This is a genomic window from Sphingomonas lacunae (assembly GCF_012979535.1).
GTDB classification, from domain to species: Bacteria; Pseudomonadota; Alphaproteobacteria; order Sphingomonadales; family Sphingomonadaceae; genus Sphingopyxis; species Sphingopyxis lacunae.
The window spans coordinates 1,477,175-1,490,469 of sequence record NZ_CP053015.1 but is presented as its reverse complement, the minus strand read 5'-3'; the positions used below and the strand labels follow the sequence as shown (position 1 = coordinate 1,490,469).

Here is a 13,295-nt window from a genome sequence, read left to right as displayed (position 1 = left end):
AGTCACAGCGGCCATGGCTGGCACCTTGTTGGGTGCGGTCTGGGGCAGCTTCATTGCGACCTGGGTCATTCGCGCTGGCCGGGCCCAATCCGTGACCGGACGCTCCGCCTGTGACGGGTGTGGCCGGACGCTCGCCATTGGCGATCTTGTGCCGTTGGTCAGCTGGGCGATGCAGCGCGGGCGCTGCCGCACATGTCAGGGGCGGATTGATCCACTTCATCCGGCGACAGAGGCCTTGGCCGGGATCATCGGCGGCCTTTGCCTATGGCACGCCCCGAACGGAGGAGGCGCCGCCCTCTTTCTGCTCGGTCTTCTGCTGTTGACACTCGCCCTGTTTGACGCCCGCCATTTCTGGTTGCCCCATAGGCTGAGCGCCACCACAGCCTTGGCCGGCCTGCTGTTCGGTGGCATTGCCACGGCATCACTCGGCATAGACGCCGCGTTGACCGACCGGCTGATTGGCTGCGCCAGTGGCTTTGCTCTACTCTGGCTGATCGGCGCGGGATACAAGATGCTGCGTGGACGTGATGGACTGGGAGGCGGGGATGCGCCCATGCTTGCCGCGCTTGGTGCATGGCTGGGCTGGGCCGCCTTGCCGATGCTGCTGTTGTTCGCCGCACTGGCCGGACTGGCAGTCGCTGTGACCCGCTCGGTCAATCGCGATCATGGCGTGACGCACGACTGGCGACTGATGCGCTTACCACTGGGGACTCTGCTTGCACTCGCAACGCCCCCCACCCTATGGTTGCTCGCCCATCAGTAAGCCACACCATCCGGCATCAGGGGATCAGCACCACCTTGATGCATTCGCCCCGCGCCTGCGCAGCAATCGCCTCATTGATCCGCTCAAGCGGGAACGTCTTGATCAAGCGATCAAAGGGAAAACGACCGGCAGCATGATGGGCGATCAGTTCGGGGATGAAATCCTGCGGCACGCTGTCGCCCTCGATGATGCCGATGATCCTGAGGCCGGGCGTCATGAGGGCGGCAATGTTGACGCTGATCGCCGCTTCCGCCTTGGCCGGAACGCCGACCAGGCCGATCGCGCCATGCGCACCCAGCGCAGCCAATCCGGCCTCGATCACCGGCACCACGCCCGATGTGTCAAAGGCAAAGTCGAGGCCGAGAGGCACGATTTCGCGCAACGCCGCGGTCAGGTCCGCCGTCGCCGCCGGGTCGATGACATGCGTTGCGCCCAGTTCAAGCGCGATGTCGCGCCGTGCGGCAATCGGCTCGACAAGGATGATCGTCGAGCAGCCCTGGATAACAGCACCCATCACCGCCGCCAGACCGACGGGGCCACCGCCGAACACAGCGATGCTTGATCCGGCATGGGCCTTCAGCGAGCGCATGACGCCGCCCGCGCCTGTCTGAAAACCGCAGCCCAGCGGCCCGAGCAATTCCAGCGCGACCTTTGACGTATCGACCTTCACCACATTGCTGGCGCGTGTGACGGTGAGGGTCGAAAAGGAGGACTGGCCAAAGAAGTGCGACGTCAGCCGCTCACCATCCTTGGCATAGGCGGTCGAGCCATCCTCCAGCCGCATCCCGGCATAGTTGAGCGGGACAAAATTCTGGCAATAGCTGGGCAGATGCTCGTCACAGCGCGGGCAGGCACCGCAACTTGAAAAGCCGACGACCACCTCGTCGCCGACCACCAGCCCCTCGACACCTTCACCAATCGCCTCGACAATACCCGCGCCCTCGTGGCCGAGCACGCCGGGCAGCGCAAAGGGAGCCAACTGGTCGCGGAACACCAGGTCGGTGTGGCACAGGCCGACACCCTTGATCGCCACGCGCACCTCCCCCGCGCGCGGTGCGTCGACCTCGATCGGCTCGACGGTGAAGTCGCCCCCGGGCTGATGGGCAATGGCGGCGCGGGCTTGGGTCATGGCAATTCTCCCTCTCATCTGGCGACAGGCTGGTGCACGGCGACGTTGCCCGCAATTGCTATCCGCGTCAGGTCAGTCCGGTTCGACCTCAAATCGGATCGGCACCGATTTCGGCCCGCAGACAAATTCGGATTCGGCCATGCGCGGTGTGCCGGTCAGCGTCACTGACTTCAACCGCGGGATCACCTGTTGCCAGAAACTGATCATTTCCATCCGTGCGAGGTGAATGCCAAGGCAGGTGTGCCCGCCAAAGCCGAAACCGACATGCCGGTTGGGCGAGCGCAGCGGGTTGAAAGTGAAGGGATCCTCGAACGCCTCTTCATCACGATTGGCCGAAAGGTAGGAGAGATACACAAGATCCCCCTTTTTGATCGTCCGGCCCTTGATCTGATAATCCTGCGTTGCCGAACGGACGAACTGCTGAACCGGCGTTGCCCAGCGGATGGTCTCCTCGACAAAGCCAGGGATCAGCGCCGGATCCGCCTTGAGCATCGCCAATATGTCGGGCCGTTCGGCCAATTGCCACATACCCGTGCCGGTCGTCGCGGCCGTCGTGTCATGCCCGGCGGTCGAGGCGATGATGAAATAGGAAATGAGCGCCCGATGCTCCAGCGGCCCGCCATCGACCTTGCCATTGGCGAGGACCGTGGCGAGGTCATGCGCCGGGCAGCGCCGGCGGTCCTCGATGATCGGCGTGTAATATTTCTCGAATTCGTCGAACACGATACCCCAGGTCTTGGTGATCTCGGTCGGGTCCTCAAGGTTCGACCCCGGCCGCCTGAGATCAGGGTCGGCCCAGGTGAACAGCCACTGTGTCAGTTCGAGCATCTTGGGATGGTCGGCCTCTGGCACACCGATCAGGTCGAGCACCACTTTCAGCGGATAGTGAAAGGCTATCTCGCCAGCAAAATCGACTTCCGGCGCATGGGCAAAGAATCGCTCGGCATAATCGCGGGCGATGCCATCAACCATTGGCTTCAATGCCTTCATGCTGGCCAGCGAAAAGCTGTCAGCGGCAACATCGCGATACTTCTTGTGCTCCGGCGGGTCGAGCTGGACCAGCGAGCGGAAGATGTTCGACTGGCCGCCGGTATACTGTTTGACCAGTTCCTCACCAGCCTGGCTGATCAGCGTCTTTGACCGGTCGCCACCATGGAAGATATCATCCTGCCGCGCGATCTCGCGCAGGTCGGCATATTTGGTGACGATCCAGTGCGGGTCATAGCCCGGCACCTCGACCTGATTAAGTGGATAGTCGCGCCGCAACCGGGTGAACAGCGCGTGGACCGCGTCGCGATCCGCAAAGGTTGATGGCGCAAAGGCGGGGGCCACCAGTTCGGGCGGGATCATCGGGGCATCGACAGTCGGGGTTATCGGCGCGTTCATTGTTTCTCTCCGCAACTTTGGCCTATCGTTACCTCACCATTGCGCGCCCGGTCTGTCAGGCAAAGGCTCGATCAAATGCAGTCAAAAAGCGCGCCAGCTTTCGGCCAATCAGGCCGTGCCCCAACGGCGCTGGCGATATTCGCGCGGACTTGTCCCGGCATAACTGCGGAAGGCGCGGCTGAAATGGCTCTGGCTGGTGAAACCCATCGCCTCGGCGACCTGCGCCAGGCTCATCTCGCTCTGCACCAGCATCTGCTGCGCCCGATCCAGTCGGGCCTTGAGCACATATTGATGCGGGGTGATGCCCGTCGCTTTCTTGAACACGCGACAGAAATGCGATGGGGTGATCCCCGCCATCGCCGCCATCTCCTCCAGGCTCATGTCCGCCTCGGGCTTGGCCTGGACCGCGTTGATAACCTTGTGCAGCCGATAAGCCGAGAAATCAGATGTCGGTATGTCGCTGACCGCTTCGCCCACTGGCGGCCCGGCGAGGATATGCGCCTTTAACGCATTGACCATCGCTGCCACATAATCGCGCCGGCCATCATTGTCGGGCGCATACAGTTCGGCAAGTATCTGCCGCGTCAGCGCCACGCCAAGCGGGTCGGCAAAGGCAAAGCGCATCTGGCGGAACAATTCCTGCTGGCTGCCGCTGCGCAACAGGTCGGACGAGACGCTCAGCGTCACCACATCAAGCTCGCCATCGACCAGCCAGCTTGTCCCAGTGCCCGCCGGATGCACCGTGGCACAGCCGGGGATCGAACTGGTCTCGCTCCATCCGTCGCGCATCCACGTTTTAACCTGCGGCTTGCCGGCGATGTGGACGATGAACATGGGGTCGGGCAGCGCCGGCACCGAATAGCTGCCGACAAATTGCCGCCAACGGCACAGGGACCAGCCGTCCCCGACGGACTCCAACTCTATCTCGGGCGGGCGACCGAACACGTCGCTGATGATCGCCTTGTTGTCCCAGACCTGCGTCATCACTTCCCCTCCCCCACGTTTGTCAGCTGGCCCCGACAACCCGTGTCGTTCCGGCAAAGGGCGGAACCGCATCCCAAGCGCTGCCGCACCACACCTCCTGTGTCGGAGTCAGACCTCTGGGGTCGTCAAGCGTCCCCGCCTTGACCATCGTCAGCCCCGGCATGGCCTCGACCAGCGAGACGATGGGTGAGCCGCAATTGCCGCAAAAGTGGCGCTCGACGCCCTTGCCGCTGTCGCCCCGGTCAGCATAGACGCGCGTTTCGCCGCTTTGGCTATACTGCGCATCCGTCACCACCGCGACCACGGAAAAGGCGCTGCCGCCCTGCTTCTGGCAGTGGGTACAGTGGCACACCGCCGTCACCAGCGGCTCACCGCTGATACTGTACCGCACCGCCCCGCACAGGCACCCGCCCTCGCGCGCCGCATCACCCATCCCTATCCTCCCCGCCTCAGAAACCGAAGCGGACCGACACCCCATAGGTGCGCGGCGGCGCCGGCACGAGGAAGTTGTACGGGAAACCCGCCCCGCGCAAGTCCAGACCATAGGCATAGGTCTTGCGCTCCAACAGGTTGTTGGCAAAGGCGCGCACCGTGATGCTGTCGTTGCTCCAGCCGAGCGCGACATTGACCTTGGCATTGGCACCCTGTTGCAGTTCGCTGTTCACCTGCGGCGAGCCGACGACATTGGTGTCATTGAACGGCGAGAAATATTGCCGGCTTGAATAGGCCAAGTTGGGCGACAGGGTCAGGTCGCCGCCGCCAATCTCTGCCATGTCCCAGTCAAAGCCGAGCTGCACCGTCGCGGTCGGCGCGAAGGGCAGCTGGTTCCCCGACAGGTTGGCGCCTTGCAGGTTCAAGCCCTTATACTCCGAATGGAGCAGGCCAAGCGCGGCATTGACCCGGAATGACGGGTCGAGCCGCAAGGTCGATTCAACCTCAAAGCCATATACGGTTGATGACGGTGTGTTGACCAGGAAGGAGACCGGTCCCGGCCGCGTGTCCTGCAACTGCTGGTTTGAATAGTCATAGTAAAACGCAGAGGCAGCAAAGGTGATGCGATTGTCCGCAGCCCTGCCCTTCAACCCGATTTCATAGGCGTTCACCCGTTCCGGCTCGATATAGTTGATGCCGCCCGATGAGGTGTAACCGCCGCCGTTCACCGCCCCGGCGCGATATCCCCGGTTGTAGCTGGCATACAGCAGCACATCATTCTCGAAGGTATAGCTCAACGCCACCCGCCCGGTCAGCGCATGATTGGTGTCGGCAATCGCATAGCGCAGCGCCGGATTATAGGCGCAGGTCCCCGCCGGCGTGACGCACGGCACCGTCGTGGCAATCGGTGTGTCCGGCGTGCCAACCGCACCGACGAACAGATAGGCAAAGCCATCATCATAGCTCGACTTGTCGGTCGTGTAGCGCGCGCCGAGCGTCAGCACCAAACGCTCGGCAATGGCGATGTCGGCCTGGCCAAAGATGGCGTAGGATTTGCGCTCCTGCCGGTAATGCTGGAAGAATCCGCCCGCTGGCGGCAGCGGCAGGTTGAAGCGGTTGTCGGTTATGTTGCGGTCCCAGCCATAGAAGAACCCGCCGACAAAGCTCAGCGCATCGCTTTCATAATTGGCACGCAGTTCCTGGCTGAACTGGCGATATTGCGACTGCCAAGTGATATCGAGCACATCGATCGGGGCGCCGTCAGCAGCCTGCTGCAAATCCTGGTTGCCGCCGTCATAGCTGGTTATTGAGGTAATCCGCAGGCTGTCAGACAGATCGATACCGACCGTTCCGGAAAAACCCCAGGCTTCGGTGTTGTTGTCGCCCATCCGGCTTTCATTGGTCTGCCAAAAGCCGAGCCCGGTGCGGAAAGCGAGGATGCCATGCGGGGCCGCCTGCGTCCCCCGGTCACGCCCGCCATAGGCACGCAACGTCACATCAACGGTGTCGCTGGGTTGGACGACCAGTGTCACCCGTCCTTGCAGGCTGTCGACCGAATTGCCGTCGCGCCCGCCAGGGAAGACATTTTCGATCTGCCCGTCGCCATTGGCATAATTGACCGCGATACGCAGGCCGGCAACATCCTCTGACAAGGTTGTCTCAAGCGCGGCTTGCGCCGTGAAGGTGTTGTAATTGGCATAGCCGATCTGAAGATAGCCCTCGCTGCCCGACAGGTCGGGGCGGCGGGTGATGAAGTTGATCGCCCCGCCCGTGGTGTTGCGGCCGAACAGCGTGCCCTGCGGCCCGCGCAGCACCTCGATCCGCTCCAGGTCGAACAGGCCCATGCCGTGGCTGGTGCGCGGCGCAATGTAGACATCGTCCAGATAGACACCGACCGGCGACGCCTGGTTAGAGTTATATTCGTTGGCGACACCGATCCCGCGCAGCGAGAAGTTGGGCTGGGTGTTGCCGAACGGGCTGTTGATCTGGAGGTTGGGCACCGCTGCGCCCAGTTGCGCGGAATTGGTGATGCCACGGTCAGCCATCGCGTCGCCCGACAATGCCGAGACCGCCAGCGGCACGTCGAGCAGCGACTGTTCGCGCCGCTGCGCCGTTACAACAATGTCGCCATCAGCCGCCGCAACCTCGGCTTCCTGCGCCAGTGCAATCGTCGAACTCGAAGCTGCAAGGGCTGCCAGCATCAACTGCCGATACGTAAAGCCTGCCATGTCACTCTCCCGCAACTGGGCTCATTTGACCCATTTGAAGAGAAGTTTAGGCGAGCACCGTCATTCTGGCTTTAGCCGCACTTGCATCCCGTTTTGACATTTCTTGCGCTGCCGCGGATTGGCTCAGGTCAGTCCGCCCGAGCCTCTGCCACCGCCGCGCGCAACTGGTCATAGCCCACCGCCCCGGTCAGCAGCTTGTTGCCGACAACCCAGCTCGGTGTGCCGTTAAAGCCCAGTTCGCGGGCAATGGCGATGTTATTCTCCAGCTCGCGTGTGATGGCCGGATCGTTCAGCTGCTCATTGTCCGCCGGCACCTCCAACGATTCCGCGGCCCTGATCCGTGCGCTGCTGTCCGGCGTGCCGGTTTCAAACAAGGCGCGATGCATGGACATGTAGCGACCCCGCCGAGCAGCAACGAGCGCCAGACGCGCGGCGGCCTCGCTGTCCCGCGAAAGAAGTGGAAGTTCCCGGAACACGACCTTCAGCTTGCGATCCTCGCGCAACAGCCGGTCTATGTCGGGAACGCTCGCCCGGCAGAATGTACAGGCATAATCGGTAAACACGGTCAAAACGACATCGCCATCCGCCGCTCCCGCCCATGCACCGGAAAAGGGCGCTTCAATCCGCTCACGCAGCTGATTGACCGCCAACGCTTGCCGATCGCTCTGCAATTTCTCCATCGCTTGCGGGATGATCTGCGGATTATTGAGCAGATAGTCCTGAATGGTGCGTTCAGTCGCTTCGCGGTTGATACCCGGGCCGCTCCACATCGCGCCAGCCCCGAAACCGGCGCCGAGCAAGGCTATCCCGCCCAGTACCCAGGTCGCCGGATGCCGCGCCCAGTCTGCCAGTGATCCAGCTGCGGGTGCTGATGGTCCATCGCCATCGCTGCGTCCGACGCCTTGCCCGCTGCCGCGACCACCACTGCTACCGGCCATCGTGCCGCCATTCGCGGAGTCTGATCCAGCGCCCAGCCCGGCATAGGCCGTGCCTGCCGCATTACTGGCGATGCTCTTCGGTGGCACGGATGGCTTCGCCATGACCGGCCTGTCAGCAGGTGCAGGGGCAACATCAACCGGCAGGGCCGGTGGTGTGACCGCTGGTGGCACGATCTCGGCCACCGGTTCGGCAAACAGTGGCAAGGCCGGGGAAGGACGGGCCGGTCTTGGCGCCGCCGCTTCCTGTTCGAGGAGCCGGTCAAGCTGCGATTCCACTGCCGGCTCACCCTTGCCCGTGCCTGTCCGTGACGCCATCGGCAATGCTGTAGCGTCGGCAACCTTGCGCGCTGCCCCGCCAATGCCAGCCCCCGCCGCACTGGCCCCCTTGGCCAGCCCGTCCTTCGCGGCACTCGCAGCCGCCTTGATCTTGGGCGCAGCGGCTTCACCGGCCCGGCTCGCCGCATCCATCGCGGCTTTGGCCGCTTCTCCTGTACCGGCAGCACCCTTGCCGATGATCCGGGCTGCGGCACTGCCCGCATCCCGGGCCCGACGTCCCAACTCAAGCCGCGCCAGTCTCGACGGCACATCGGCCTTGCGACCTAATGCGATGGTCCGGTCAGTAAAGGCACCCAACGCTCCGGCAATCCGTGTTCCGACATCACCGACCTGCTGCCGCAATCCAGGACCCTCGCCCGACTGTGGCGGGATGGCGATCGGCTTTGCCAGCAGCTCATCAGCGCTCAACGTTGCCGGGCGCTGCCGTTGCTGTGCAGCCTGCGCTGCGAACACGGCTTCAGCATCGGCAGGTCCCGCACCTCCGGCGGGAACCGTCGGCAACGGTTCTGGTCTGGCAACGGTGCCGGGCACGCTCTGCTGACCGCCCGCCTGATTGCGCAACCAAGGCTGATAATGCTCGCTTGCCGCGTTAGGGCTGCCGCCCTGTTCGTCATTGCTATTGCTCATGCGTCCCCCAGGGTGGGCCGGACTTCCCATTCTGCTGTGGGAAATCCGTCCCCTGCTGTGCCTCGCTGCATCAGCCTCGATTGGGATTACGTCTAGCCCGCCTTCGCTCTTCCTCCAAGCGCGCACGCGCGACCAGTGCAATATCCTGCGCCCGTAGCCAGTCCGGCGAATGTTCGGGCAGTCCGCCCAGCGCTGCTTCCGCGCTCATCAGCGCCAGGCCGGCCTGGCCCGTCATTGAGTAGCGTTCAGCCGTGGCAAGCGCGGCGCGCGCCTCATCCCCTTCATGTGCATAGACAATTCCGAGCTGATACCAGGCGAAGGGATTGTCATTGTCACGATTGACGGCAGTGCGCAGGACACTTTCCGCTTCGGCGAAGTTGGCGTTGTCCTCGGTGGCGATCAGCGCATGGCCAAGCATGGCAGCGATCAGCGGTTGGGCATTTGACCGTTCAAAGGCCCGTCGCAGTGGCAGCAAAGCCTCCGCCGGCCGGCCCGATTCGAGCAGCACCTGCCCTTGCAGTTCCAGGAAATAGGGATCGTCAGGCGCCATCGCCACCAGCGCTGCGGCCTCCGCCATCGCCCGTTCGGGATGGGCGCTCTTGTGCCAGGCATAGGCGCGGGCATAGCGGGCGCTCGCCGACTGATCACTCTCGGGAAAACGGCGCAGCGTCAGTTGGGGGTCATTGATAAAGCCTCCCAACTTGGCCTTGACCCGCTGAAACCGGGCTTCAAGCGCAGGCGGCGTCGGTGTGTCCCATGCCGGGTCGGCCATGTAGGTATCACGCAGGAATCGTATGCGATCGCCTGACATCGGGTGGGTCCGCCGATAGGCCTGATCATCATCCTGCGGTATATTGTACCGCATCTCCTGATTGAGCAGCGTTTCAAAAAAGGCAACGCTGCCGCGCCCGCTGATGCCAGCTGCCGACAGATAACGCGCGCCTGCGGCGTCGGCAGTGGCTTCCTGCGTGCGCGAATAGGCAAGATAGCTACCCAAGGCCGCCTGTTGGCCCGCCGCCATGATTCCGGCACCGGCTTCACCGCCTCCAGCCGCCATCGCAACGGCGCCCAACAACATCGACACCAATGCTATGGTCGTGGCCTTTTGGGCGCCATCAGTGCGCACGACATGGCCGCCGGCAATATGCCCCAATTCATGGGCAATCACGCCTTGGACCTCATTGGCGTTGTCCGCCGCCTCGATCAGGCCGCTATGGATATAAACGATCTGGCCACCCGCAACGAACGCATTGATGCTGCGATCGCCAATCAGAACAATGCGCACATCTGCCGGCCTCAGACCCGATGCACGAATCAGCGGCTCTGCCATTTCGTTAAGCAACGCCTCAGTTTCGGCATCACGCAATATCTGTTGTGCCTGCACGGGGCTGGCCGACATCACCATGGCGATTGCAGCAAACAGCATCATCCGGATGCTGCCGACCAACTTCTGGCGACCGCTATTGATCATGGCGAAACAGACCATCAGGCCGGGGGGCAGCGGATAGGGCGATGTCATCGCAAACTTCTCTCCATAGCCCCTCTGTCACTTGTGCAACTGAACCGGGCATGAAGTGGCGCGTCACCCTGCCCCCCGACAGGATGACGCGCCGTTCATTGATGGTCAGGAACCAAAGGTTCGCTGCCACCAACCGCGGCGGCGCTCGCCGCCCTCGGAAGCCTCATTCTTGCCATCTTCCGCCGATGGCGCAACAGTTTCAATTGAAACCATCTCACTCGCTCCACTATCGGCTGCCGTAACGGTATCGCTTGCAGCGATCTCGGCGGAAAGGCTTGCCTCGGCGGCCACATCGGCTGCTGCGGCCTTGCGGCTGCGGCTTGCCCGCTTGGGCTTGACCGGCGCCTCGGCGATCGGAGCATCCGCGTCGACCTCGACCGGTGCGCTTGCCTCGGCAACCGCTTCCGGTTCCGCCTTCTTGCGGCTGCGGCTCGCTCGCTTGGGCTTGGCGGGTGCGGCGTCGGCAACGTCGGTCGATTCGCTGCTCACCGCTTCGCTGGCTTCAGCCTGTTCCTCAACAGCTGCCTCGGCGACCGGTTCGGTCACCTTCTTGCGGCTGCGCGATGCGCGCTTTGGCTTGGCGGCGGGGACTTCGTCCGTCGCGGGTTCGGCATCGGCAACCGGCTCCACCATGTCAGCTGCTGTCTGCTGGTCAACCTCTTCCCCTGCTTCGGCGAGCACGGTCTCACCGCGGTCTTCGCCCCGGTCACCGCGACGTCCACGCCCGCCGCGGCGTCCGCGACGGCGGCGACGGCCGCCTTCACCTTCATCGCGCGCTGGCCGCTCGTCACCGGCCTCACCCGATGCGGCCTGATCGGCCTCATCGACTTCACCCGCTTCGCGATCCTCATCCTGCTCGGCATCACGCTCACGCTGGGGTTCACCCTCGCGGCCTTCGGCATCCCGGCGACCGCGCCGACGACGACCGCGGCGACGGCGACTGCCTTCGCGACCCTCGCCCCGCTCACGCTCACCACGTGATTCGCGCTGCTCCTCGCCATCGCCATCACCCTCATCATCGGCGTCGAGGGGCAGGTCTTCCTCTTCATCCTCATCGATGATCGGGGCAAATCGTGGCAAATTGGCAGGCGGCGGCCCGCTGACGTCCACCGTCATCCGCGCCCCTTCAGTCTGGCCATCGGACTGGACCTCGATGCTCACGCCATAACGCTGCTCAATTTCGGACAGTTCGGCCCGCTTGTTGTTCAGCACATAAAAGGCCGCTTCCTGGCTGGCGCGCAGCACAAGACGCGAGCCGCGACCCCGCGCTGCCTCTTCCTCCAGCAGGCGCAAAGCCGACAGACCGGCGGACGAAGCCGTGCGGACCAGGCCCGTGCCCTCGCAATGTGGGCAGGCACGCGTCGATGCTTCCAGAACACCGGTGCGCAGCCGCTGGCGGCTCATTTCCATCAGGCCAAAGCCGGAAATGCGACCCACCTGGATGCGGGCACGGTCGTTCTTCAGTGCATCGCGCATCGCCCGTTCGACTTTGCGGACGTTCCCGCCGACTTCCATGTCGATGAAGTCGATGACCACCAGACCGGCCATGTCGCGCAAGCGCAGCTGGCGCGCTATCTCATAGGCCGCTTCCAGGTTGGTGCTGACCGCTGTCTGCTCGATATTGTGCTCGCGCGTCGACCGCCCCGAGTTGATGTCGATCGACACCAGCGCCTCGGTCGGGTTGATAACCAGATAGCCACCGGACTTCAGCGGCACGACTGGCTGATACATGGCACCAAGCTGATCCTCGACGCCATATCGCTGGAACAGCGGCACCGGGTCGGCATATTGCTTCACCCGCCGTGCATGGCTCGGCATCAGCAACTTCATGAAATCCTTGGCCGCGCGATAGCCTTCATCGCCCTCGACCGACACTTCCTCGATGCCGCTATTGTAAATGTCGCGGATCGCGCGCTTGATCAGGTCACTGTCAGAATGGATCAGGGCGGGGGCTGCACTTTTGAGCGTGCGCTCGCGTATCTCGTCCCACAGCCGGGCGAGATAGTCGAAATCGCGCTTGATCTCGGTCTTCGTGCGTTCAAGGCCAGCAGTACGGACAATGCAGCCCATCGACGGCGGCAAGCCAAGCTCGTCGATGATTGTCTTGAGTCGCTTGCGATCGGCGCCATTGGAAATCTTGCGGCTGATGCCGCCGCCATGGCTCGAATTCGGCATCAAGACGCAATAGCGGCCGGCCAGGCTCAGATAGGTGGTCAGAGCCGCACCCTTGGACCCGCGCTCTTCCTTGACCACCTGGACCAGCAGCACCTGCCGACGGCGGATGACGTCCTGAATTTTGTAACGGCGATGCAATGACCGGCGGAAATCGACAGCTTCGTCACGGTCGCTGCGTTCACGATCACTGCGCCCGCCACGACGGCGGCCACGACGACCCCGCTCACGGCCACGGCCGTCGCCGGAACGGGCGCCCTCATCATCGCCGTCCTCACGCGATTCCTCGCCATCATCATGACCATCCTCATGGTCAGCTGAATGGTCCTGATCTTCGTCCTCATCGGCATAGCCGTCTTCATCGAGCGGCGCCGGCGGCTGGATGTCCTCAATTTCGCCCTCAAGCGATTCAACTTCATCCTCGGCCCGCATCGCAGCCTCGGCAGCCGCATGTTCAGCCTCTTCCCTCAACAGGGCCTCACGGTCCTCCTTGGGAATCTGGTAATAGTCGGGGTGGATTTCGCTGAAGGCCAGAAAGCCATGGCGGTTGCCGCCATATTCGACGAACGCCGCCTGCAGAGAAGGCTCGACCCTCGTCACCTTGGCCAGATAAATATTGCCCTTGAGCTGCTTGTGCTCTGCGGACTCGAAATCAAATTCCTCGATTCGGTTTCCCTTGATGACGGCGACACGGGTCTCTTCCCGGTGCCGCGCGTCGATCAACATGCGCGTTGTCATTCATTTTACTCCGGGCGCGGCGGCCGGCGTCAGATGCACTGGC

At 63.2% G+C, this 13,295-nt stretch carries 9 protein-coding genes; 1 reads left to right on the top strand and 8 read right to left on the bottom strand.

What is annotated here, in order from left to right; translation table 11 throughout:
- The first annotated feature begins 13 nt into the window (after positions 1–13).
- Positions 14–763 (top strand): prepilin peptidase, encoded by a 750-nt coding sequence (locus GV829_RS07035; RefSeq protein ID WP_169945278.1) that lies wholly within the window; start codon positions 14–16, stop codon positions 761–763.
- Between the two features lie 16 nt (positions 764–779).
- On the opposite strand, the gene GV829_RS07030 is transcribed toward GV829_RS07035, so the two are convergent.
- The 8 genes from GV829_RS07030 to GV829_RS06995 all read right to left on the bottom strand — a co-directional run bounded on the left by GV829_RS07030 (position 780) and on the right by GV829_RS06995 (position 13,252).
- Positions 780–1,892, bottom strand: coding sequence for an NAD(P)-dependent alcohol dehydrogenase (locus tag GV829_RS07030; RefSeq protein ID WP_169945276.1), 1,113 nt, complete (start codon positions 1,890–1,892; stop codon positions 780–782).
- Between the two features lie 72 nt (positions 1,893–1,964).
- Positions 1,965–3,278 (bottom strand): cytochrome P450, encoded by a 1,314-nt coding sequence (locus GV829_RS07025; protein ID WP_169945274.1) that lies wholly within the window; start codon positions 3,276–3,278, stop codon positions 1,965–1,967.
- A 108-nt stretch (positions 3,279–3,386) separates the two neighbouring features.
- Positions 3,387–4,262, bottom strand: a complete 876-nt coding sequence (locus GV829_RS07020; protein WP_169945272.1) for a helix-turn-helix domain-containing protein — start codon at positions 4,260–4,262, stop codon at positions 3,387–3,389.
- 22 nt (positions 4,263–4,284) lie between these two features.
- Positions 4,285–4,695: a GFA family protein gene (locus tag GV829_RS07015; RefSeq protein ID WP_169945270.1), complete on the bottom strand. Its 411-nt coding sequence runs from the start codon at positions 4,693–4,695 to the stop codon at positions 4,285–4,287.
- A gap of 16 nt (positions 4,696–4,711) precedes the next feature.
- Positions 4,712–6,922, bottom strand: a complete 2,211-nt coding sequence (locus tag GV829_RS07010; protein WP_169945268.1) for a TonB-dependent receptor — start codon at positions 6,920–6,922, stop codon at positions 4,712–4,714.
- Between the two features lie 128 nt (positions 6,923–7,050).
- Positions 7,051–8,823, bottom strand: a complete 1,773-nt coding sequence (locus GV829_RS07005) for a DsbA family protein (protein ID WP_169945266.1) — start codon at positions 8,821–8,823, stop codon at positions 7,051–7,053.
- 70 nt (positions 8,824–8,893) lie between these two features.
- Positions 8,894–10,309, bottom strand: coding sequence for a M48 family metalloprotease (locus GV829_RS07000; RefSeq protein ID WP_484592838.1), 1,416 nt, complete (start codon positions 10,307–10,309; stop codon positions 8,894–8,896).
- Between the two features lie 138 nt (positions 10,310–10,447).
- On the bottom strand, positions 10,448–13,252 hold the full coding sequence (locus tag GV829_RS06995) for an Rne/Rng family ribonuclease (RefSeq protein ID WP_169945263.1): 2,805 nt from the start codon (positions 13,250–13,252) through the stop codon (positions 10,448–10,450).
- Positions 13,253–13,295 lie beyond the last annotated feature (43 nt).

Excerpts from the sequence above, each read along its gene's own strand:
- GV829_RS07035 (WP_169945278.1), top strand. The coding sequence starts at position 14 with ATGGCTGGCACCTTGTTGGGTGCGGTCTGGGGCAGCTTCATTGCGACC.
- GV829_RS07030 (WP_169945276.1), bottom strand. The coding sequence starts at position 1,892 with ATGACCCAAGCCCGCGCCGCCATTGCCCATCAGCCCGGGGGCGACTTC.
- GV829_RS07025 (WP_169945274.1), bottom strand. The coding sequence starts at position 3,278 with ATGAACGCGCCGATAACCCCGACTGTCGATGCCCCGATGATCCCGCCC.
- GV829_RS07020 (WP_169945272.1), bottom strand. The coding sequence starts at position 4,262 with ATGACGCAGGTCTGGGACAACAAGGCGATCATCAGCGACGTGTTCGGT.
- GV829_RS07015 (WP_169945270.1), bottom strand. The coding sequence starts at position 4,695 with ATGGGTGATGCGGCGCGCGAGGGCGGGTGCCTGTGCGGGGCGGTGCGG.
- GV829_RS07010 (WP_169945268.1), bottom strand. The coding sequence starts at position 6,922 with ATGGCAGGCTTTACGTATCGGCAGTTGATGCTGGCAGCCCTTGCAGCT.
- GV829_RS07005 (WP_169945266.1), bottom strand. The coding sequence starts at position 8,823 with ATGAGCAATAGCAATGACGAACAGGGCGGCAGCCCTAACGCGGCAAGC.
- GV829_RS07000 (WP_484592838.1), bottom strand. The coding sequence starts at position 10,309 with ATGGTCTGTTTCGCCATGATCAATAGCGGTCGCCAGAAGTTGGTCGGC.
- GV829_RS06995 (WP_169945263.1), bottom strand. The coding sequence starts at position 13,252 with ATGACAACGCGCATGTTGATCGACGCGCGGCACCGGGAAGAGACCCGT.